Annotated in this window: 18 protein-coding genes; 8 read left to right on the top strand and 10 right to left on the bottom strand. The window is 42.6% G+C overall.

Features of this window, described 5'->3' with window-relative positions:
* Window positions 1-11: 11 nt before the first annotated feature.
* A complete protein-coding gene (locus tag R8P61_27555) occupies window positions 12-1,277 on the top strand; it encodes a 6-phosphofructokinase (protein ID MDW3650864.1) in 1,266 nt (421 codons plus the stop codon).
* 112 nt (window positions 1,278-1,389) lie between these two features.
* Here R8P61_27555 and dacB read toward each other — a convergent pair whose 3' ends face one another.
* Window positions 1,390-2,847 carry a D-alanyl-D-alanine carboxypeptidase/D-alanyl-D-alanine-endopeptidase gene (gene dacB, locus R8P61_27550; GenBank protein ID MDW3650863.1) on the bottom strand — a complete coding sequence of 486 codons (1,458 nt, stop codon included), beginning with the start codon at window positions 2,845-2,847 and terminating at the stop codon, window positions 1,390-1,392.
* Between the two features lie 195 nt (window positions 2,848-3,042).
* On the opposite strand from dacB, the gene R8P61_27545 reads away from it, so the two are divergent.
* Both R8P61_27545 and R8P61_27540 read left to right on the top strand, forming a co-directional pair.
* Window positions 3,043-3,459: a hypothetical protein gene (locus tag R8P61_27545; GenBank protein ID MDW3650862.1), complete on the top strand. Its 417-nt coding sequence runs from the start codon at window positions 3,043-3,045 to the stop codon at window positions 3,457-3,459.
* 53 nt (window positions 3,460-3,512) lie between these two features.
* Window positions 3,513-4,409, top strand: coding sequence for an energy transducer TonB (locus R8P61_27540; GenBank protein ID MDW3650861.1), 897 nt, complete (start codon window positions 3,513-3,515; stop codon window positions 4,407-4,409).
* A 282-nt stretch (window positions 4,410-4,691) separates the two neighbouring features.
* Here the strand turns inward: R8P61_27540 and R8P61_27535 are convergent, their stop codons facing one another.
* The 3 genes from R8P61_27535 to R8P61_27525 form a co-directional block, all read right to left on the bottom strand.
* On the bottom strand, window positions 4,692-6,188 hold the full coding sequence (locus tag R8P61_27535) for a sodium:solute symporter (protein ID MDW3650860.1): 1,497 nt from the start codon (window positions 6,186-6,188) through the stop codon (window positions 4,692-4,694).
* Between the two features lie 247 nt (window positions 6,189-6,435).
* The gene (locus R8P61_27530; GenBank protein MDW3650859.1) at window positions 6,436-7,041 is read right to left on the bottom strand and encodes a LysE family transporter; all 606 of its coding nucleotides are present in this window, start codon (window positions 7,039-7,041) and stop codon (window positions 6,436-6,438) included.
* A 259-nt stretch (window positions 7,042-7,300) separates the two neighbouring features.
* The gene (locus R8P61_27525) at window positions 7,301-7,939 is read right to left on the bottom strand and encodes a winged helix DNA-binding protein (protein ID MDW3650858.1); all 639 of its coding nucleotides are present in this window, start codon (window positions 7,937-7,939) and stop codon (window positions 7,301-7,303) included.
* A 121-nt stretch (window positions 7,940-8,060) separates the two neighbouring features.
* On the opposite strand from R8P61_27525, the gene R8P61_27520 reads away from it, so the two are divergent.
* The 3 genes from R8P61_27520 (at window position 8,061) to R8P61_27510 (ending at window position 11,604) form a co-directional block, all read left to right on the top strand.
* A complete protein-coding gene (locus R8P61_27520; protein MDW3650857.1) occupies window positions 8,061-10,460 on the top strand; it encodes a TonB-dependent receptor in 2,400 nt (799 codons plus the stop codon).
* Between the two features lie 131 nt (window positions 10,461-10,591).
* A complete protein-coding gene (locus tag R8P61_27515) occupies window positions 10,592-11,251 on the top strand; it encodes a peptidoglycan-binding domain-containing protein (protein ID MDW3650856.1) in 660 nt (219 codons plus the stop codon).
* A 38-nt stretch (window positions 11,252-11,289) separates the two neighbouring features.
* A complete protein-coding gene (locus tag R8P61_27510; GenBank protein MDW3650855.1) occupies window positions 11,290-11,604 on the top strand; it encodes a hypothetical protein in 315 nt (104 codons plus the stop codon).
* A gap of 81 nt (window positions 11,605-11,685) precedes the next feature.
* Here the strand turns inward: R8P61_27510 and R8P61_27505 are convergent, their stop codons facing one another.
* The 5 genes from R8P61_27505 to R8P61_27485 are packed head-to-tail and all read right to left on the bottom strand — an operon-like array spanning window position 11,686 to window position 19,057.
* The gene (locus tag R8P61_27505; protein MDW3650854.1) at window positions 11,686-12,213 is read right to left on the bottom strand and encodes a hypothetical protein; all 528 of its coding nucleotides are present in this window, start codon (window positions 12,211-12,213) and stop codon (window positions 11,686-11,688) included.
* A gap of 16 nt (window positions 12,214-12,229) precedes the next feature.
* On the bottom strand, window positions 12,230-14,233 hold the full coding sequence (locus R8P61_27500; protein MDW3650853.1) for a S9 family peptidase: 2,004 nt from the start codon (window positions 14,231-14,233) through the stop codon (window positions 12,230-12,232).
* A gap of 48 nt (window positions 14,234-14,281) precedes the next feature.
* On the bottom strand, window positions 14,282-17,728 hold the full coding sequence (locus R8P61_27495; protein MDW3650852.1) for an ATP-binding protein: 3,447 nt from the start codon (window positions 17,726-17,728) through the stop codon (window positions 14,282-14,284).
* 5 nt (window positions 17,729-17,733) lie between these two features.
* The gene (locus tag R8P61_27490) at window positions 17,734-18,279 is read right to left on the bottom strand and encodes a hypothetical protein (protein ID MDW3650851.1); all 546 of its coding nucleotides are present in this window, start codon (window positions 18,277-18,279) and stop codon (window positions 17,734-17,736) included.
* Between the two features lie 7 nt (window positions 18,280-18,286).
* Window positions 18,287-19,057 (bottom strand): hypothetical protein, encoded by a 771-nt coding sequence (locus tag R8P61_27485; GenBank protein ID MDW3650850.1) that lies wholly within the window; start codon window positions 19,055-19,057, stop codon window positions 18,287-18,289.
* A 58-nt stretch (window positions 19,058-19,115) separates the two neighbouring features.
* Here R8P61_27485 and R8P61_27480 point away from each other — a divergent pair, with 58 nt between their 5' ends.
* Window positions 19,116-19,280, top strand: a complete 165-nt coding sequence (locus R8P61_27480) for a DUF6728 family protein (protein ID MDW3650849.1) — start codon at window positions 19,116-19,118, stop codon at window positions 19,278-19,280.
* Here the strand turns inward: R8P61_27480 and R8P61_27475 are convergent, their stop codons facing one another.
* Complete coding sequence (locus R8P61_27475) at window positions 19,281-20,711, bottom strand: hypothetical protein (protein MDW3650848.1); 1,431 nt, start codon at window positions 20,709-20,711, stop codon at window positions 19,281-19,283.
* Window positions 20,712-21,017: 306 nt separating this feature from the next.
* Here R8P61_27475 and mgtE point away from each other — a divergent pair, with 306 nt between their 5' ends.
* The gene (gene mgtE, locus R8P61_27470) at window positions 21,018-22,466 is read left to right on the top strand and encodes a magnesium transporter (protein ID MDW3650847.1); all 1,449 of its coding nucleotides are present in this window, start codon (window positions 21,018-21,020) and stop codon (window positions 22,464-22,466) included.
* Window position 22,467: the final 1 nt, after the last annotated feature.

Raw genomic sequence — 22,467 nt, 5'->3', positions numbered from 1 at the left:
CTATTTATAAAATGCAAAAGTCAATAGCCATATTATGCGCCGGTGGTCCAGCCCCTGGGATCAATACTGTGATCAGCACCATCTCCAAGATGTTCCTGAAAGACGGCTACCGTGTCGTAGGCATCCATGACGGTTACAAGAATCTGTTCAATGGTAAAGCAGAAACGGTCCACATCAATTTTCACTATGCAGATAGAATTTTCCCTAGAGGAGGATCTACGCTACGCATGAGTCGTTATAAACCCAAAGATCACGAATTTTCTTCCAAATTTTTTGAAGATAACAATATCAAGCTGCTGGTAACTATTGGTGGAGATGATACTGCTTCTACCGCTACCCGATTAGCAGAATACCTCCAGAAAAATGACCTGAAGGTTCAAAATATACACGTTCCCAAAACCATCGATAATGACCTCCCCTTGCCCGGTCGTACACCTACCTTTGGCTTCAACTCTGCCAAAAATGCGGGAGTGGAAATTGGGAATACTGTATATGAAGATGCGCGTACCAGCGGAAACTGGTTTGTAATGTCTTCTATGGGTCGCTCAGCCGGACACCTTGCTTTTGAAATCGGTGCAAGCTGCCACTTTCCGATCATGATCATCCCGGAGATGTTCAATAAGACTGAAATTACTTTCGATAAGATCACCAAGCTGATTATTTCCGCTATGATGAAGCGACGCATTGAAGGTATCGGTCATGGGGTAGCTATGGTAAGTGAAGGAGTATTTCACTTCCTGAGTGACGACCAAATCAGAAATTCCGGCATTGCTTTTACCTATGATGAGCACGGACACCCCGAACTTGGAAACGTGAGTAAAGCCCATATTTTCAACGTACTCGTACAAAAGAAGCTCAAAGAATTGGGGATTTCGATCAAAAGTCGTCCGGTAGAAATGGGATATGAACTTCGTTGTACCCGTCCAGTGGCTTATGATCTCACTCTATGTACGCTTTTGGGAATGGGAGTAAAACAACTCTTTGACAGAGGCGAAACAGGTTGTATCGTTTCTACCAGTTCCAGAGCAGATATTCAGGCTTTGTATCTGAATGATCTGAAAGATGAGAGTGGAAAGATTCCTCCCCGTTTGGTTGACATCGACAATGAATTCGCCAAACTGGTCTTTAGTGATTTCCATGTGCTCTGTGAGCCTGATTATGAGAAAGCAAAAATTCTGGTTCCCGATCCTGAAGAATATGATTTCTACAAGATTCTCAACTGGGATTTCGATCCAAGTCTTTTGAGACCGCTGGAAAATACGATCGAAACTTCATAAAGAAGATCGCTATAAAAAAAGCCGCTAGCATGCTAGCGGCTTTTTTTGTTTTAATGATGTTTGGAGCAAGTAATTGAGGTCCCTACGCAAGGTCGGGATGCCAATTGTTTTGTTACTGCCCTGCCATGGCGACCATGAGTTTCTCAAGTTTTCTTCTCATAGCTCCTGCACTACAGCTATAATTATTGGCGATCATGCTAAAGGCCCAATGTTGCCCGCTTCTGGTACGAACATAGCCTGTATAGCTCCTAACTCCTGCTATGTAGCCGCTTTTCGCCCGAACTTTTCCTTCTGCAATCGTCCCTTTCATCATACTTCTCAGAGAACCGGATTTGCCGGCCAGGGGAAGAGATTTTTCAAAGGTCTCAAAATAACTTTGACGGGAAGCATATCGGAGAATACTCGCCATTTGATAGGTGGAAACTGCATTGCCGGGAGACAGGCCGCTTCCATCTCGCATATTCATGCCTCTGGTATCTATTCCTTTTGCGGACCAATAGTTCATAATTTCATCAACGGCTTCCTCATTTCCGCCAAACTTCCCATTATGGACAGCGATGGTTCGTGCCAATGCCTCTGCAAAGAGATTGACGCTTTTCATATTGGTATGGTAAACGATCTCAGACATGCGAGGAGAATTGTGGCTGAGCAATACATTCCTCCTACTCTCTCTATACCTTCCCTGCAAACGCTCATGTCTAACTGAGCTTGCACCTCCTTCCACAATGATTCCACATTTCTCCAAAGCCATCTTCAGGCGTTCTGCTGCAAATTGAGTAGGATCAGGAATAGAACCCTTTATAGTAAAGACAGATCGCCCCGCGGGTATCGTCCCTCTTATATATCGAATACGGGTATAGGGAGCTCCAAAAATATAGGCATTATCTCCGGTTCGGGAACCTGCCGTTCTCAACTCATTTTCAAAACTGATGTTCATCGCCGGACGAGTGCGAATCACCTTCGTACCAGAACCGACAGATGGGCCGGGTTTTAAATCGAGGTAGTATAAGTTCTCATGCAGATTTAGCCCACTTACTCCCGCTCCGTAATAGTTTCCAATATCTTCCCATGCCCATTCATCGGGTGTAAGCTGGGTAGAAAATGCCTGAGCATCTCCTATGATCATTCCTCTAATCTCTCGTATGCCCGAATCTTTCAATTTCAAGGCCCACTTATTCAGCACTTTATCCATCGCCAATTCCTCTCCAAATCTATCTGAACCTAAACTGGGATCTCCTGAGCCTCTGAGGTATAGATTTCCCTCCAGGATTCCTCCTTCCAAACGCCCATCATGCTCAATGAAGGTTTCATATCTATAGTTAGGTCCCAAAATAGCGAGTGCGGAAGCTGTGGTAATAGCCTTTAAGCTGGAAGCTGTGCTCAAGCTGGAATAGGGATCGTGGCTTGCGATGGTCTTACCACTACTCAGGTCCAAAACCGTAAAAGACCAATTGGCCGAGCGCATGTCGGGATCGCGGTCTAAGGTATTAATTGCGGATTGAATAGCAGAATTTTGAGTAAAAAGTAGCGAAGGAATCCAAAATAAAACAAGTAGAATGAGTCGATACATAGGATTTTTTCTAGAGAAATATGTGGAATAGGGGCGAATCTGCAGTCTAGATAATAAACCTGAAGCTGTTTGACAAACCCCGGGAAAAAATCCATTCGAGATTCTTACATGGGGACGACAATGGTAAGCTTTGGGAGCAAAGTTCTTTTCAATTTACTTGGGAAAATGGGATTTTCGTATCACTAGATTATCCAAATGATTATTCGTGATCTCATTTACCTGGCTTATGGATTGTTGTCTAAAGGATGGAGAGGTTTTAACCGAACCTTGACCCATATTCGCAACCGTAATATGAAAGCCATTACGAGGGAGGTAGAGATGGCGTTGAGAAGTCCAGCCTATCGGGAATACCTGAAAAAGAAGGATCGCAATTTCCACAGACTGGCCCTCAGTTCTATGTTTGCCTGCATTACACTTTGGATATCCTTATTACTAGGAGTTTCCTTTCACAACTTTCCCAGACAGCAAACAAGCACTCACATGAACAGCTCACGTGTATTTGCGGAGCCGATTCGTCCAAGGCCTCCCCTTCCCAAGCATCGTAATTCCATCCATGAAAAATCGAACAATCGCATTGTTATCTGGCATGAGCTCAGTTCAGATGTAAACTAGGTTCGCTTTCTCCTGCATGGAATTGAATTGTTCCATTGCATAAATGAGAAAGCATGATCACCTCACTCCTTCGGTACTATTGGCAGGTCCTGAAAAACGGCAAGCCACAACCTACAAAAGAAATTGATCCCGTTTACGGGAGAAAAGAACTCCAGAAAAACCAAATCTGGTATGGCATGACTGCCCTCGCTATTGTCGGGGGCTTAGCCATTTATCTGCCTTTAGCAGTTTTGCATTTTTATGTGGGGGAGAAGGAAAGATCCTATATGTCAACTTCAGTATGCAGATGGCCCAAAATTCCTTATAAATCTCCTGAGCACCTTCCTGCACCCAACGGTGCTTTATCTCAAGGCACAAAAGTACATCTCCTGAATTTTCAAATACCTGCGCCTCAAGTTCGCCATAAAATCAGGATGGATGGAATAGCAAATGATCAATATATACTTGATCCAAAGTCAGTAGCTGCTATTATTGATATTGAAGAAGCATACATTATTCCTGAGCTTGATTCGGTTGAAGAAGTCCTTGAGTATGAGGTCCCAGCTAGTTTTGATTTACCGCTGATATTTGGGGAAGAAGTTCATTTTTGTTGCTTTTGTTTTCCTGGGGAAAGAGATTATGGGATAGGCGAACCGCCTTATTTTCCGAATACATTTTGCAAAAACGTTGATTCAGAGCCTGAACCCGTGAACCTGAAAGAGATTATGAAGGTGCTCAAGTATCCTCAACTTGCCAGGGATGCCGGGATAAGTGGGACGGTAGTATTGAGAATCATTGTTGATAAATATGGGAATTACATTTCCCATAGAGCCATAAAAGAGGTTCATCCGATCCTTTTGAAAGAGGTTGAAAAAGAGGCTTCAAAGCTTAATTTTGTTCCAGCTATTTGGAAAGGGGAGCCTGTTCCTTTTGCTATGAATATTCCCTTTCGATTTGAGTTGAAGAATTAATCAAAGATGACATCCCGGAATCAATCTGATATCCGAGATCTCTTGCTCTTCATTTCTTAGCTAGAGATCCCGGCTCTTGGCTTAAGGCCGGGATGACAGATTTTTATTACACAGATGTGTCACCCAGAGCGAAGTCGAAGGGCCTAATTTCCTTTCACCTACTTTCTTTTTCTCCTTTTTATCTCATTGAATAATGAAATCAAGGTATCGAGGTGCCTCCGCTGAGGTCGGGATGGCAAAAGGATTTTTGGGGGCTTCATGGCAAAGGAGAAGTATCATCTGCTATGATTTCGCGGGGAAAGCGTAGAGCAATGCAATCGTTAAGATTCCATTCACCACCAACAACATAAAGCCAATGCCAAAATCCATGCTGGCAGCTGCCAAATTGATGAGGTAAGTAAGTACCGGAGCTGCGATACAGATATATGGAATAGCCTGATCATTCACTTTTCGATCCGTCATCATCCCGAATACAAACATCCCGAGCAGAGGTCCATAGGTATAGCCGGCCAGACGGAAGATTTCATAAACAACTGCATCATCACTCAAGGCATTAAAGCCAAGGATGACCAAAAAGAGGATGAAGGCAAATCCCACATGGACGAGGTAACGGGTCTTTCTTTTTTGCTCCGTATCATCCCTTTTCTCAAAATCCAGGATATCTACACAGAAAGAAGTGGTCAAGGCCGTCAAAGCAGAGTCTGCACTGGAATAAGCTGCAGCGATTACCGCCAGCACAAAAACAATTCCTGCCACAGGTCCTAGATAGTTGAGAGATATAATGGGAAATAACTGATCAGATTTTTCCAAACATACCATGGCTCCGCTCGTCGGATCTTTAATCAACCAACTACAATCTCCCTCGGCCATTTGCAGGATGCCGGATTCTAAACCATAGATATACAGCAAAGCACCCAAACCAAGAAAGAATATATTGGCGATCAGAAAGACAGAGGTAAAGCTATATACATTCTTCTGCGCATCTTTCAGGTTGGGGCAGGTCAGGTTTTTCTGCATCATGTCCTGATCCAGGCCAACCATGGCGATGGTGATAAATATCCCGCTGATAAATTGCTTGAAAAAATTATTGGCAGGGGCGATGTCCCAAAAGAAGGTTTCTGCATACTCGCTAGACGCAACGGTAGAAATCATTTCGCCTATGCCCATATTGAGTTTATCTCCGATGATATAAACCGTAATCCCTGCTCCCAGCAGGATACAAAAGGTCTGCAAGGTATCGGTCCAAACTACTGTTTTTATTCCCCCTCTAAAGGTATAGATATAAATGAGTGCAATAGAAATCAGAACGGTCATGGCGAAAGGAACTCCCAGTTGATCAAAGAGTGCCAGCTGTAGAACCAAAGCCACGATGTACATCCGCAAACTCGCCCCAATAACCCGACTCAGGAGAAAATAAAAAGCACCCGTTTTATAGGCATAGAAACCGAATCTTTGTTCGAGATAGCCATAAATAGAAGTCAGGTTGAGTCGGTAGTATAATGGGAGTAAAATCAGGGCGATCAGGATGAAGCCGACCGTATTTCCCAATACAAATTGTAAATAAGCCCAATGCCCCCCTCCTACCGCTCCGGGCACAGAGATAAAGGTAATGCCCGAAAGGGTCGCTCCAATCATACCGAAAGCAACCAAATACCAGGGCGAACTTTTATTGGCGGAGAAAAAAGTACTATCGTCTGCATTTCGTCCTGTCAACCAGGAAACCACGAATAGTAGTCCGAAATATGCAATTACAATTGAGAGAGTAGTATAGACGTCCATTAGGAGGTGTTCTTGTATTCTGGTGTTCGAGTGTTCTCGTACAAAGAACTACAAGTTAACCAGAAGGCTGGAACACTTACAAGCCTTTGGGGTGTTTGTGTGTTAGGATGTCGGGGTGTTAGTGGGGTTATTAAAAGTTTAAATACGATCCTTTGAACGTACGCTTGTGTTGGTGTGTTGGATTTGGATTTTAGTACCACAAACCTTAACACACTAATACCCAAACACGCTAATACCTCCCAGCGTCTTATACCATTGTCTCGGGAAAGAAAAAGAAGAAGAGTAATCTCATGGAAATCAGAATCATGATGACTCCGAATGCCTGATTCATCATGGTCAAACGCTTTCCCCCAAACCAGGACCTCAACTTATCAGCGAGATAAGCTTTGATCATATCGAGGCAAAACATGGTAGCCAGGGTACTCAGAAAGAAAAGCATCGTTCCCTGTGATTCGAAACCGTGATTTACCTGCATGGTTCCTACCATACCGATCCATAGCAAAAATGCTGTAGGGCTCAGAATATTGAGGAGGAAACCTCTCAGGGGATAGGTCAGGAAATGATTTTTATCGGGAATCATCTTCTCTGTCTGATCTTTGCAACTTTGGGTGGACTTGCTTTTGAGGTAGTAAATACCAATCCCCAATAAAAGCGCACCTCCAATAATGCTAAAGACCCTTCGAAAGATCATGCTTTCAAAGAATGCAGACATACCTAGAAATACCGTAAACAGAATAAGGGCATCACTGAGAAAGACTCCGAAGGCAAAGAGTGCCCCGTATTGAAAACCTTTCTCTATACTCGTGCGGATAATGATAAAGAATGCTGGCCCCAACATGAGCGCAATGAACATTCCCGCGAGTATACCTTGAATTATGGGTAAAAGATCCATAAGCAGCCGTAAAGAAAGTAGGATATGTGCATCTCTTCAAATTCCATAAGCACTTTTTATTGCAAATATCCTTAAATCTGCATGCTTAACTCCAATAATCCGGCCAGACAGATTTGATTTTTTGCGAAATCATAGAAAAGCGGCCAAAATGAAGCGCATTTTTTATTCAAATTATAACATACGCTTTTGCTTTGAAGCCAAGATAAAATGGGGGAAGATTTTAGGCTTGTAAGTACTTGTCCTTTATTTTGTCCAAACTACTCTTGCGATCTCTTCGGAAGATCTCTGAGTGAAAATCATGCAGCTTGTGCATAACTGGAAGGAGGTCCGCTCTTTCCTTTAGACTCAATTTACCAGAAAAAATAAAGGCTGCCTGGTCCATTTTCTCCATTACTTCTTCCAAAACCTGACGCCCCATAGGCGTCAATTTCACTCGTTTGGAGCGCTTGTCGTTTGGATCCTGAAAAGCGGTCAAATAGCCATACTTACTGAGCCTTTTGATGATCTCTATCCCGGAAGTAATCTCCAGCAAGTGCATTTGGATCAATTCCGTTTTGGTCAGGCTACCACTATAACTAAGGGTCGCAAGAAAGGCAAAATCATCAAAAGTTGACAAAGGAGTGTCTTCGAGTGCTTTCTTTGAATAATTTTTTGTGTAGCGATACAGATAGGATATCAACATGGTAATTGCTGTGTCTCCTTGTTCTGCAGCTTCCTTGAGTCGGGCGTCTTTGGTCTCATGTTCCACTTTGGTACTGAGCCAACGACTAAATCCGTCTAATTCACTTGAATTTCCGGGATTTTCATCTTCATAGTTTTCGAGCAGGGAAATTATTTCTTTGAGCAGGCGGTAATTCATACTGTATTAACGAGAAAGTACTACGTAATTGTACCAATATGAAAAAAAAAGCTTTGCGCTGAACATTTTACGGGTTGTTCTGTTTTGATTGCAGGTTTTTTCGTTAAAAATAAGGTCGTAAATGTTTAGGACAGTTCAAGCGAGTTATCGCTCTCTTTTCATATATTTTTGCTTTTGTTTAGCATTCATCTTTTTCGGGGGAAAGACTTTCGCCCAAAATGGAATCATCAAAGGCCGGGTTATCAATGAACTTAATGGTTCGCCCATAGGCTTTGCCATCGTTCAAATTCAGGAGACCAATTTCGGGACTTATACCGATAGCCTGGGAAAGTTTGAGATCCAGGGACTGAAGCCGGGTTTGTTTAATGTTGAAGTCAGAAACAGTGGTTTCAAGACGGAAATTGTATACGAGGTACAGGTCAGTAATTCCAAGCCCTATGTATTGGAGATTTCCCTGACCGAAGAAATACTGACAGCAGATTCCATTGATATAGTTGCCTCCCCATTTAAGGTAAAAGAAGAAACTCCCTTATCGCTTCGAACTATCGGGACCAGTGAGATCAAGAGAAATCCGGGAGGAAATCGAGATATTTCTAAAGTGATCCAGTCCCTTCCCGGTGTGGCAAGTACGGTTAGCTTTCGAAATGACATCCTCATTCGAGGAGGTGGGCCTAATGAAAATCGATTTTATATCGATGGGATTGAAACCCCTAATATTAATCACTTTGCTACGCAAGGAGCATCCGGTGGGCCTGTTGGTTTGATCAATGTGGATTTCATCGGAGAGGTAGATTTTTATTCTGGTGCTTTTCCTGCAAACAGAGGCAATGCACTTAGTTCGGTTTTTGAATTCAGGCAGAGAGAGGCCAGAGATGATAGAGTAGGATTAACGGCTACCCTGGGTTCCAGTGATCTGGCCCTGACGGTTGAAGGCCCGAGTGGTGAGAATTCTTCTTTTCTATTTTCGGCAAGACGCTCCTACTTGCAATTCCTATTCAAAATTTTGGGACTTCCTTTCCTCCCCACCTATAATGACTACCAGTACAAACATAAATTTCGTTTTGGACAGCGTCATGAGTTGAATATCGTCAGCCTGGGAGCATTGGATCAGTTCCAACTCAACCTGGAAGCCGACAGTACCGATTTTCAGAAATATACCCTGGCCAATCTTCCTGTCCAGACCCAGTGGAACTATACCATAGGGGCGAGCTATAAATATTATGGAGATAAGGGATTCTGGACTGTGGTCGCGAGTAGAAATATGCTCAACAATCGGAGTTTTAAGTTCATCGATAATAATGAAAGCAATGAAAAGATTCTGGATTATACTTCTCAGGAAATCGAGAATAAGTTGCGTGCAGAATATACCGGTAGAGCGAAAGGCTTTAAGTGGAATTATGGGGTGAATTATGAATATGCCAAATACAATAATTCAACCTTTTGGCGTCGCCCCTTTTTCACCATAGATTTTGATTCTGAGCTCAATCTCTCCAAATATGGTGCTTTCGCCCAGATCAGCAAAAGCTTTATCGAAGACAGGTTGACGCTTTCTTTAGGAAGCAGGATAGATGGAAGCAGTTTCAATGCGGAAATGAGAAATCCTTTTGAGCAATTTTCTCCCCGTTTCTCTGCTTCATTTGCGCTAACTCCAAGATTGAGTGCCAACTTCAATACAGGTATATTCTATCAAATTCCTCCCTATACCGTTTTGGGATATAGAGATACAGATTCTCAGGAACTCCAAAACAGGGACCTGAGTTATATCCGAAACAATCAATTCGTAGGAGGATTTTCTTTTACCACTCCTCAAAACTCCAAGATTTCTATCGAAGGATACTACAAACGCTATTCTAATTATCCTTTTCTGACCAATGATTCTATTTCTCTGGCCAATGTGGGCAGCGACTTTGGGGTAGTTGGAAATGAACCCGCCATCTCTGGTTCTGAAGGTAGAACCTATGGAATGGAAGTACTTATTCAACAGCGTTTATTTAAAGGATTTTATGGAATCATTGCCTATACACTTGGATGGAGTGAGTTCACGGATAAAAATGGGAATTTTGTCCCTTCGTCCTGGGACAGTAGGCATATCGTAGCCCTTACTGCCGGCAAGAAATTTAAAGGGAATTGGGAAATAGGTGCTAAATGGCGCCTGACTACGGGCCTTCCTTATACACCTGCTAATCTCGATGTATCCAGTTTACGATCAGTATGGGATCTGAATCTTGCAGAGCTTCCTGACTATGAGCAGATCAATTCTCTGCGCCTGGCAGATTATCATCAATTAGACATCCGGGTTGATAAAAAGTGGTTCTTCAACAAATGGAGTTTCAACCTCTTTCTGGATGTACAGAACATATATGGATACTCTATTCCAGGTCCTCCGATCTATCTCCCTGAGCGCGATGCAAATGATCAGTTTGTCATCGATCCCAATGATCCCAGTAGATATCAAATGAGATTCCTGGAAGACGATCTCGGGATCTTTCAACCGACCATTGGAATTGTCATCACTTATTAGAACTTGTGGATTTATTCTGGTAAAAGCTAAAATATCCTCATATCGTATATTTTATTTGCTAATAACAAAAGCTTATCCTTAATTTATAGCATTCGTATCAGTCTGTAAGTTTTTGATAATCTGATTCTTAGATGAAGCGGCTTTTTTATCTCGTAATCATCATTACGCTTCCACTTATCGCTTTCTTCGAAATTTGGAGTTACTATAAGCATAATGTCTCTGCGGACTATGATTATGAGGTCAATGAATCCATCGATCCCAATTATCATAATCCGGAGGTGGTGAGTCGCTATTATCTGAATGCGAAAGAAGTAGGCAGTTATGCCAGACATATCTGGAAAGAACATCGAGTAGATGTGAAGATGGCAGATATGACTGATCCAGAGGAAAAAGAATTCGGTCGGACCTATAATAGTTTGATTGCTTCTGCCAAACATCTGGAAAATAAATTGCTAAAATCTGCGGAGCAGAAAGAGAAAGGCATGAGTAATGAGGAAATTGCGCGTTGGGAGAAAGGCATACAATCATCCCAGCCTGCTACTCCAAGTCAAGCCTCAGCCTCTACTTCTCAATTGAGTACAGATATCAATCCCATCATTGCCCAGATCGGAGACAATAGTGCTACGGTCAGGGAAATTCAGGATCGCCTGTATAAAAAAGGAAATGAGATCCGTATAGATGGTATTTTCCGGGAGGAAACCAAGCAGGCTGTAGCAGCTTTTCAAAAAAAGAGAAAACTACCCGAGACCGGTATAGTAGATATAGAAACCTTTCTAAAACTGATGAAATAAGGTAAATCAATTTTACCAGAATTATTAAGAACGCGAATATGGATTCCATAGGTCAGTTACAACAGATCAAAGAGATCATCTTCGGAGGGGAGATGAATGACTTGCTTGCTCGCATTGATAGCCTGGAAGAAAGACTAACTGCTCAGGAGAAAAACTCAGCAGAAGAGATGGCTCAGATAAAAGCCGATTTTAAAGCTGATCTGGAAAAGGCGCAGGCTGACTTTAATACTCAGATAGAAAAGGTGCTCAAGCAGCTGGACCAAAAGACCGAAAAACTGGAATCCACTCAGGTTAAGCGGAAAGAGTTAGGGAAATTGCTGAGCAATCTTGGCGAAAAGTTTCTCAAAGAATAAAGAAGGTGTTAGCGTGTTTGTGTTTTAGCGTGTTGGTGTTGAAGTAGAGCTCTCACTTCTCATTCCTTTTTCTTCATTTTTTCACTCCTTCAATTTCAAAATCGCTCGCTGGCGATTCCCGATCTGATACGAACGAATCTCTTCTACCTCTGTGATTTCTTCTCCTGTTTTTATACTGTTATCCAATGAGCCGGAGAAGACATCAAAAATGATCTGCCCATCCGCAAAGCTGTAATTAATCATTAGCAAGGAACGGTTGACGGAAAAGCGGGTAATAAGGGTATTCCCCAGGAAGTAGCCATCCAATAGGATGGAATTCTTTTCATCAATTACATAATGAGATTTGGCAGGATCTTTCAGCTGGAGTTCATAGTTGCGCTCGTCCGTAGTTTCTCCTTTGTAGATGATGGTCCAGCCCCAGCTCCCCTCCCCTTCCTGCTCGGAGATATGTAGTTCCATTTCCAGGGTCTGGAGGACCCCCTGAGGGCCATAGATTTCCAATTCGCCTACCCACTCCCCTAGCCAGGAATCGGGGAAAGATTTTTCCGATTCCTGGGCAAAGGAGCTGAGAGAAATGAGCCAGAGGAGTAAAAACAGTCGTATTCGCATATCGCGAAGATACAAATTAACGTTCAGGATCTTGATTTTTATACTTCTCAAACCAATTCAGAATACGAGGAGAAACCTCCATCAGTAATTTAGGCTCACGAGGTCCATGTGGGGTCCGAGGCAAAAGAATCATTTCAGTATCTATCCCTCTTCGAGAAAGCGCCACATAAAATTCCTGCCCCTGAGAAGTAGGTACCCGCAAATCTCGAGCGCCATGAATTACTTGCGTAGGAGTGGTTACATTTTTGATGTGGTACATGGCCGAATGTTTCTCATAAGTTTCGTAGTCATCCCAAAATTCTTCTCCTCCCATATGCGCGACCAGATAATCCGGAATGTCCGTCGTACTGGTCATACTGATGAGATTTGGCAAACCCGCTCCCATACTGGCTGCTTTGAATCTGCCTGTCCGAGTCACCAGAAAGCTTGTCAGATAACCGCCATAGGACCAGCCCATGACAAACATCTGATTTGCATCTCCGATTCCCATATCAATGACCTTATCCACTCCACTCATCACATCCTCATAATCGCCATAGCCCCAGTCTTTTACATTCGCGTACCTAAAGTCTTTTCCATAGCCAGTACTGCCTCTGGGATTTGGGCGAATGATGGCATATCCCTTTTCGGCAAAAAACTGAGTAGTATAAATGCTGGGATTACCGGTAAAGGATTCAGAAAATACTCCTGCGGGCCCTCCGTGAATTTGCAGGATGAGCGGATAGGTTTTTCCTTTTTCATAAGCCACTGGATAGGTAAGAATGCCCTCGATCTCCATCCCGTCTTTCGATTTCCATGAAATGACTTCTGTTTTGCCCATAGGCGGGATTTCGACATCCGCATTTACCTGAGACAATTGCTTACTGGAATTGTCCTTAGGGTTCAAAAGAAATAATTCACTGGGCTTGTCAGGAGTCTCATATACATATGCGATTTGCATAGCCTTTTTGTCCATAGCAACAGAGCCTGAAACCCCCTTAGTGGGTGTATGTTTCAGGGCCGCTCTTTTCCCTCCATTTGCCATGATAGAAAACAGGGCCCTATTGGTACGATCGGCTTCATTGTAGTAAAGTTCAGAGCCATCCGGACTCCAATCCAGGAGGTTTACTCTGCGATCTCTGCTAATTGGTAGATATCTGATTTTTCCTCCTTTAATGGAAACTGTTGCCAGATCAGATAAACCCACCCTTTCCACAGTACCTCCACTACTCTGAAAAGCAATTCGAGTTCCATCAGGCGAATATTTCGGATTGCTATCAACTCCCGGCTGTGCAACGATGCTTCTAACTGCACCACTATCTGCAGGAACGATAGAAATGTCTACATCCACGAATCCCGTATTGATCCGGGGATCGCTTTGGTGAGCAAAAACAATCTGGCTGCCATCTGGCGACCAGTCAAAGGGACCAACGCTAAACTCTCCATTTGTCAAGCGCTGTACTTCCATTTCTTCCGAATTTTCATCAAAGGCGAGCGTATACAAATGAGAATATTTGAAATTCTGATCTACCAGAATCACAGCTCTTTTTTCCTTTTTCGCCTTCTTTTCCTCCTCTGTATCCAAATCTGTCATTCTAAATGCAATGCGCGATCCATCAGGCGACCATTGAAAAGAAGAAACTCCTTTTTCCATTTCTGTGATAGCCTCCGCTTCTCCCCCCATCAGGCGCATATTCCAAATCTGGGTTTTATCCTCTCTTCCGCTTAAGAAAGTCAGGTATTTTCCGTCAGGAGAAAAGGCCGGGGCGAAAGAGGAACTTTCCGAATGGGTATAAGGTACATTCATACTGCCATCTGTAGCGGCTACCCATATTCTGGATCGGTATTCCGATTTTTCCCCTTCCATTACGGGCGTACGCACGACATAGGCGACATGCTTGCCATCCGGGCTGAAGGTGGTTCCGGAAATTCTGCGAAATTTCATTGCGTGTTCCAGGGTCCAGGATGCGGACTCTGTTTGGGCGGAAAGGATCAGGCAAGTGCCCATGATCAATGCCCATAGAGGTAGTAGTTTTTTCATGTCTGGTAATTGCTTTAAGAACAAGATACAGAATTTACAGAAGAGCAACTATGCTTCTGCTGGCATAATGAGAGTTTCTCCTTGCTCTGATACACTTAGCTGAAGCTGTTTCTCGGAGGAAATATATTCGCTTGTATGATTGGAGGCAGAGCAAAGCTTTATATGTGATTGCTTTAATTGCTCTTGCAGGTATTGGAGGAATGTGGGATCCAATTCGTGGATATCATCCAGGAAGAAATGAAGGGAAAGTTCTTTTTCCCCTGCCATGATCTCCTGAAAAAGATAGCTAGCCAGATAGCTATGAATAGCTCTCTTTGATTTAGGGGAAAGTTGGCCAAAGTTTTTGAGTCGCTTTTCGCCTTCAACTTCCCATTCCAGTTCAAGGATTTGAAAGGGACTCAGAACTTTGTCAGGAAGCGCTTGAAGTTGCCGATCTACTTCTTCTAATAGTTCAAAAGCCTGTCGATTGAGTTCTACTTTATCCCCTTGATTGAAAAGCGAGCTTCCTCCCAATTGGTCTCTATTTTCGAGGTAGAAGTTTCGAAGATTTGTGAGGCTTCGGAAGATTCCTTTGCGCGAATGGCTAATCGCAAATTGCGATTCTGTTTCCAAATACTTACTAAACTGTTCCTGGAGGCTATTAGTCAGTTTATCCAGTCGGGCCTCCAATTTGGCCAGGTCTGGCTGCAGCCTGGAGAAAAGCTCATTGACAGAAGCCAGAAATTCCGATTGTCGTTGATGGATGCCTTGGATGATTTCTTCTGATTTGCCTTCCAAGGCAAGTTTTTTCAACTGGGTCAGCTGCCTTTTTTCTGCCGCCTCATCTTCCAGGTATACTTCAAGTTCGAAGGCATTATCATTTGAAAAACAGGATAAGGCCTGCCTTAATTTTTTCCTCAGAAGTAGTTCCCGAAGATTTTTTTCCTTCTGGATTTCCTTTAGCTGTGTCAAGAGTTTTTCTAAGGGTTCTATGTCACCCTCTTCAACTCCCTTTAGCTTATCAATATTTTTCGGATTGTCTTTCAGCCATATAGAAAGCTTCTCATCGAGGCTCTGCCATTGCTTCCATGCCTGTTGAGCATCCTTCCATTCTTCCTGAAGCAGTTCTCTTCTTCTTTTTCTTTCCCCTTCACTCAGCTTCTCTATAGATTCCCTATTGGCTATTTGTATATCCAGATTATCTGCCTCCACTTCCCAGGCTTCCAACTGATCTATAAACTGGCTTTTGTCCGATTCATATGCTTGAAGCTCTTTCTGCAATTTTTCCCAAATAAAAATATCCGGCCCCAGATGGCTTATGTCAGAAGTTTTGGGATTGGTATCCTGGAAGGTCTGCCAGGCAGTAAGAATGTTCGCCTTTTCTTTCTCAGTATCTGATCCCCATTTCTTGAATGCTTTTTCTTCCGCTTTATCTAATTTCTCTTTTTGTTCTTCCCATTTCTTTAGGGCTTGTAAATGGCTTTTTTCAGCCTCTTTAATCGCCTCCACCAAATCAGCCTCTCGATAAGAAAGTTTGATCAGGGCTGCTTCTTTGCGTTGATCTCTTCGAAGGTTTCCCTTGTCTATCTCGGCTTCATTCTTTTTTATACTCAGTTCCAATTGTTGGAGGGCATACTCATCTTTTTGAAGCTGGCGTTTTAGTTCCCGAGATTTTTGGCGATAGTATTTCTCCCGTGTATCTAATTGTTTCGTATAAGTTTGCTGCCTTTGCGCAAGTTCTTTTTCCAATTGAGCAATCTCCTTTTCCAACAGCTCTTTATCCTTCTGTAATTGCTCGAGACTCAAGCTGGATTCAGGTAGTTCGGAAAGCTCGAGATGAATGCCATAGAAGAGTTCATTTATGCGTTCGATCCCGGGACTGAGAAACGGACTGAGCAGGACTTCTTCTTTCAGCAACTTCCCTACACTCTGCTGCCAGTCGGGATAATTCTTTTCCAGCCATCCCATAAAGGCCCTTCCACTATTCGCAATCTGCGATTCTAGCTTTTTATGAACGTTTCGCTTGTCTTTGAGGAGATTCAAGCTCTTTTTCTCTATTGCCTTAGCTTCTTTTTCAAGGTCTTCAAATTCCTTTTCCTTGCGTTTTTGCAAGGCACTGCTCTGCTCCTCACTCAAGCGAATTTGAAGTTTTAACTCAATGCTTTCCTCCTGGGCCTTTTGGATTTGGCGCCTATATTTTCCGCTGGAGAAATCCAGGTTCTCACCAAGCAGTTTTACCCTTTCCGTCTCTAGCTCTCGCATTGCTTTGGCCAGGTTTTCGCTTTTTTCCTCCAGGCTTTTAAGCGACTTCTTTTCCGATTCAAGATCTGTCCTGGCGGAAGCCCATTTCTTCAATAAGCTTTCTTTTTGGCTCAGGGCTTTTTCAGAAAGTTCGGCTAATGCTTTTTCTTTTTTTAGACTGGCTTCCCACCAGGTCTTTGTTTTTTGGGGATCGGCTTTTGCTTCCTGCCCCATATCTCTTAGGAGGTCTGCTTGCTGTTTCCGTAGATTGAGTTCGTAGAATTGGTGAAGCTTTTGTTGGATATCCTGCTTTTGATAGTAAAGGTCTTTCTCTTTGGCCAGGGATAATTTATAGTTCAATTCTCCCTTCTTCAAGTAGAATGTTTTGAGCGCATCGAGCCTTTCTCTTCTACTTTCATCCGCATGCGTCTGGACATCTTCCCATGATTGTTGAGCCTTTTCGTATTTGGATTTCAAGGCTTGCTTTTCATTTTTATGCAGGTCTATAGCCCAGGGAAGTTCCTGGAATATCTTTTCTGCTTTTTCAGTTAGTAGCTCCAGGCTTTTCTCCTCTTTGAGTAATTCCTGGATATCTACTTCCGCGCCTTGCCATGATTTGATACTGCGAATATCTTTTCGCAAGCTTTTGGAAGCTTTATCTATCTCCTCCAAATCTATTCTGGCATCCTGTACCTCTTCCAGGGAGCAAGAAATTTCCTTTAGCAATTCAAAAGAAATTTGACCTTCTATCCATAAACTTCTTAGTACACGGGGAATGAAATCTGCATTAGAAGAGTTCATAATCGTGTATCTCCTCAAGTCCGATTTATCCTTTGCCTGATAGCTACCACTAAGAATCTGCCAATAGCTTCCTTCCAAATCAAAGGGGCCGGCCTGGTGGAGTTTGCGTTTTTTCAAAATTGCCTGAACTTCTTTCCATCCGAGAGCTTTATCTTTTTTGAAAAAACATTCCTTTTCATAATCTCCATTGAGGAAGTATGCCTTTGGAACCGCTTCTTCTCTATGGAAGGCAACAGAAAAAAGTCCTTTAGCTCCTGCTACTTCATATATAATCCAGGAATTGCTGTGAGGCAGATAATAGCTAATTCCTTTTTCCGGAGAATGAGGATTTTTTAAACTGCCTGTATAGAAACTTGAAATCAGCTGTAAATAATCCGTTTTTCCACTTCCCGCTTCTCCCTGAAAATGAATAGCCGTATCAAGCTCAATTTCTACATAAGCTTGGATACTATTGATCAGGATTATTTTTCTCAATTCTTTCAAGGATGATATGCTTCTGGCTTGATTTGATCGATTAGGTTTTGGAGATATTGAATGGCAGCCAATACCCGATATATTTTCTCTTGCTCATTTTCTATTTCGAGAAAGCCGTCTTTGCACATGAGGTCCAGGATGCGCCTCAGTTTTTCATATTCATTTTCCCCTCTGGCCTCCAGTTTTTTCAATTTCCTTTTCAGCAAAATATCTTCTGAAATTTTGGCGGACCATACTTCTAACTTTAGGCGACTACCTCTTCCAAAAAGTGGATCTACATCCAGACAAAACTCAAGGATATTTATGTAACGGGAGAGTTTTTGCAGTTTATCTTCCAGACTGGATTTCGATTCTTTTCGACTCAGGTAGAAATAATTTTTTCCGCCCTCCAGCTCGAAACCGATTTGCTGGAAATAGTTACGATAAGCTTCAATATGCTCTTCCAACACACGATAATAGCGTTCCTGATCCTCATTCGTACTATGCGAATTGAGGAATTGCCCTTTGCTGAGCCATTCGAAAATCTGAGGAGTATCCTTTGGTAGTTCCATCCGTTGTTTAGCGGATATTTTTTGTCAATGTATATAGTGCCTGTTCTTCTTCCAAGTGAGAAGAAGATATTCTTGGCTTTATCTGTAATGCCTGATCCAGAAAAAAACTGTGTTGATCTTTCAGCATTTCTTTAAGCTTCCTTTTCACTGCTGGCAACTCCTGATCAATTGCTTCTTTCAAGCCTCTTAACTTTTGATTAAAAGGAAGCTCTGCTTCCTGACTAATCCTTTGCATGCTATGTTCCAGTTCCTTCAAGACTTGTCTGAGTTCGAGATGAAGGATTGATAATTCCTCCTTCAGCATAAAGTCTCTCTTTTCCTCCAGGAGCATGATTCGCAATTGCCGAATTTGTTGTTGAAACTCGAGGATCTTTGCGAGATCCCTTTTCACGGAAAGTTCTTCCGCCTTCCTGAACAAAACTTCTTCCAATTGATATAAACATGTTTTCCAGACAGATTCTCTTTCTTCACTAGCCTTCTGTAGGTTTCCCAACTGCTCAATAAGCAATTGCATATATCCATTTGTAGAAAATCGATCTGAACTTTTCCCCTGATACTCAAATAAATAAGCAGAAGCAGCAAAGCGGCCTCCTTTTTCTATGAGGAGATTCTGATCCAGGAGTCTTTGAAATCTTTCAGGATTATTTCGGCAGAAAGGCAGGAGTTCATCCTGACTGAATAGTATGCGCTCTTTTGATTGAACCAGGAGGAAGTCAATCAGTTTACGCTCCTGGTAAAGGAGTCCGATCCAATCAGCTATGCTTTGTTTGTCAGTCAATGGAATTTATTTCCTACTTTGCAAGAAACATAAAAAGCCTCAAAAGGGTTAGAAGATTATGGAAGTTTTGAAGAAAATTCTGGGATACATCACTTTCAAGAAGCAAGAAGAAGGTGATACTGAAAATTTCAATTTGAGAGCCATGCATGGGATCAACAAAATCTCAATCCTGGTTTTTCTACTGGCGATTATCTTCTTGATCGTTAGAGCGATCCTAAGGTAGTTAGCCTTTCTTTCCGATCTTCATGAGTTTGTCCAGTAGCCATTGCTTCATCGGGAACTCACCAGCTTGCATGATATCTGCAGCCAATTTTTCTCTCTTCTTTGTGAATTGCCCCGCTTGAGTGATCTGAGCCCTGGTTCGAAGCTTTAGCAGTTTCGAAATAAACTTTTCAAGTATCTGCCAGTTCTCTCGAGTTTCTGTAGGAACTTTATTCCGTTTTAATAATTTCTGATATTCATTCAGGCTATTCTCTAAGCCCTGATCTTCATATAAGTCATATTTCAGCTGGATATTCAGACGAAATATATCCTCTCCAAAGACAGCATCTTCAAAAGATGCATCTCGCAAGGTCTTTCCTGCTTCTCTCGATTCTCCCAGATATGTATGCAGATAGGCCGCCTGAAAATAGGCATTGCCTGATTGATAGATGTCTGATTCTTGAATCCCTTCTATTTTCAGGAGAAAAGAATTGAGGCATTCCGCATCTTTTTCCTGCAAAGCCAATTGAAAGATTTGTCGGGCGAAGGCTTTCGTCAGTTGGGTAGGCTCCCAAATCCAGTTCCCATCAATCAGCACTTTATAAAAATTCAGGTATTCTTTTTGTATTTCTCCTGTATCATTTTCTCTCCATTTCTCCTCCGATCTACCTATAAGTCGGATCAATTCGGCTCGAAAAGAATCGGATAAATCAGAACCATAGGCTTCCCAATCTTTGGAAAAGGATTGAATATGTTTGGCCTCAAAAGCTTCGACCTGTATCCGGAGTATTCGAATTAACATGCGCAATTCCCGCTCTTTCCAATACAACTGATAATTATTCCCGATATAGTCTACAAAGAATCGATGCGGAATTCTCTCATTTTTGCTTGCTATCAAAGGTCCCTGACTCAGGTCTTCGCAAACAGACCTCAACATAGCAATGACATAAAAAAGATGAAGAGATTTTATTTTTTTATCCAGTTCTGCAGGTTCCGCCTGATTTTCATAGGCAAGAGAAGCAGAGGAAAAGTGATATAGATAATTTTCTTCTGCGGAAACGGAAGTGCTATCCAGAGCTTTCTGCAGACGTGTGTGGCTTTGTCCAAAAAGCTTATTCAGGCCTCGTTCATTCATTACTTCCATCAGCATGCTTTCCTCCCTGATGGGATCAGCCTTCAAATTCTCCTGAAGGAAAAAGCCTTCCAACAATTTTTTGAGGTCCGAGATTAAATTGGTGATGCGGGTATAGGCAAAGGGTTTATAGGGAAATAAAATTGCGTCCAGTGCTTCGCGATCACACCTCCCCTCCTGCACCTGTTCATAAACGGCTTCAAATAACTGAAGGTGTTTTTCATCATTGTTGAAATAAGGGGAAGAAAGGTATTTCCGGAATCGACTCAGCTCACGATTCTCCAACTTTTCCACCATATTCCAAAGATCCGGGGACTTCATGTTCTATTTATTTTCTCTTTTCAATACAAAATGCACAATAAAATCAAGAAACAATAGATTGATATTAGTTCAAAGCTTCATATACATCTATTTCTCTTGCATTCTTTCGGCAATAAGTCTTTTATTTGGGACTTTATTGGAAATGAAGGAGGAAATTTTCGGCCCTGATTTTGCATAAGTAAAAATCTCGATCTCATTGACAGAAAAATTGATTTTCGATCGTTATTTTCTCAATGAAAAGAGTAATTTGCTCCCATAATTTCCACTTGAATTTTAATACCCATTCCTTAGGATTTTTCTCTTCCTATGGCAAACAAAGACACTGATCCACGAAAAAGAGTCGACCGGGTAAGACGCCTGTTGAAGACTTCCAGCACCCATGTTCGGGCGTTGATCAGTGCCTTACACCCTACGGAGATTGCCATGCTCCTCGAAGAATCTCCTGAGGATCTCCAAAAACAGATCGTAAGAGAGCTTCCCAGAGACCTCATTTCCGAGGCAATCTCTGAGATGGATGATGAAACCAATCCAGGTAAGCTTTTATCCTTATTGCGTCCACAAGTTGCTTCCGAACTGATCGAAGAACTCGCGCCGGATGATGCAGCAGACCTATTAGCCCAGGTATCGGAAGAAACCAAAGAACGTATCCTTTCTTTCGTTCCTGATGAAGAAGAAACGGTCATCACCCAGCTATTGGAGTATGATGAGGAGAGCGCGGGGGGATTGATGAATCCTGAAGTTGTATTTGTTGGCTTGAAAATGTCCAAGCTAGAGGCATTGAGGCAGGTAGTCGAGCAATCAGAAGACATGGATGATTTTTATACCATCTATGTAGTTGACGACCATCACTGTTTGCAAGGCTATCTTACGTTTCGTTCACTTTTTCTTGCCCGAAATCATGAGATCGTAGAAAACGTCATGGATCCGGACATCATTTCTATTTCGGTTGATACCGATCAGGAGGAAGTTGCCAAAGCCATGTCTCAATACAATCTTCCGACTCTCCCGGTAGTTGATCCGGAGAAAAGGCTGCTGGGTCGCATCACATTTGATGATGTGATGGATGTTATAGAAGAAGAAAATACAGAAGATACCCTGAAGTTTGCCGGTGTATCAGAAGGCGCAAAAATTCGCGGGGGCTGGTTTGACTCCGTCAGGAGTAGAATTCCCTGGTTGTTGGTCAATCTGGTAACAGCCTCCACAGCAATGCTGGTGGTCGGTTTCTTTTCGGGAACCATTGAAAAGATTGCCCTTGTAGCTTCTCTTATGCCGATTATTGCGGGAGTAGGAGGAAATGGGGCTACTCAAACTTTGGCCGTAACCATCTTGCGGATTTCCAATGATGGTATTCCTCCCCGAAAAGCTCTACGGGTAGTTTTGAAAGAAATTGCGGTAGGTGCAATGAATGGATTTATGATCGGAGCCATAGCCGCAATGGCTGTTGCCTTATATAATGCCAATTTCAATCCTCAACTGGAAGACAATGTTGAGTTAGAGATCATGGTAGGAGTCGTCGTATTCTGTGCAATGTTTGGGAATTTGATTCTGGCAGGATTTGCCGGTTCATTTATTCCGATTATGCTGGAAAGGTTAGGGGTCGACCCGGCCGTAGCCTCTTCTATTTTGATCACAGCCTTTACCGACATAGTCGGTTACTTACTCCTCTTTGGTTTGGCCAGCAAAATCCTGCTGCCATTGGTCAATACAATCAACCAGGCAGGTCTTCATTTGGGCACGCCTATTCCTCCCCTATAAA

It is taken from the genome of Bacteroidia bacterium (assembly GCA_033391075.1).
In the GTDB taxonomy this organism is placed as follows: Bacteria; Bacteroidota; Bacteroidia; order J057; family J057; genus JAWPMV01.
Note: the sequence above shows the minus strand (reverse complement) of the source record. Positions and strands in the feature narration are given on the sequence as shown.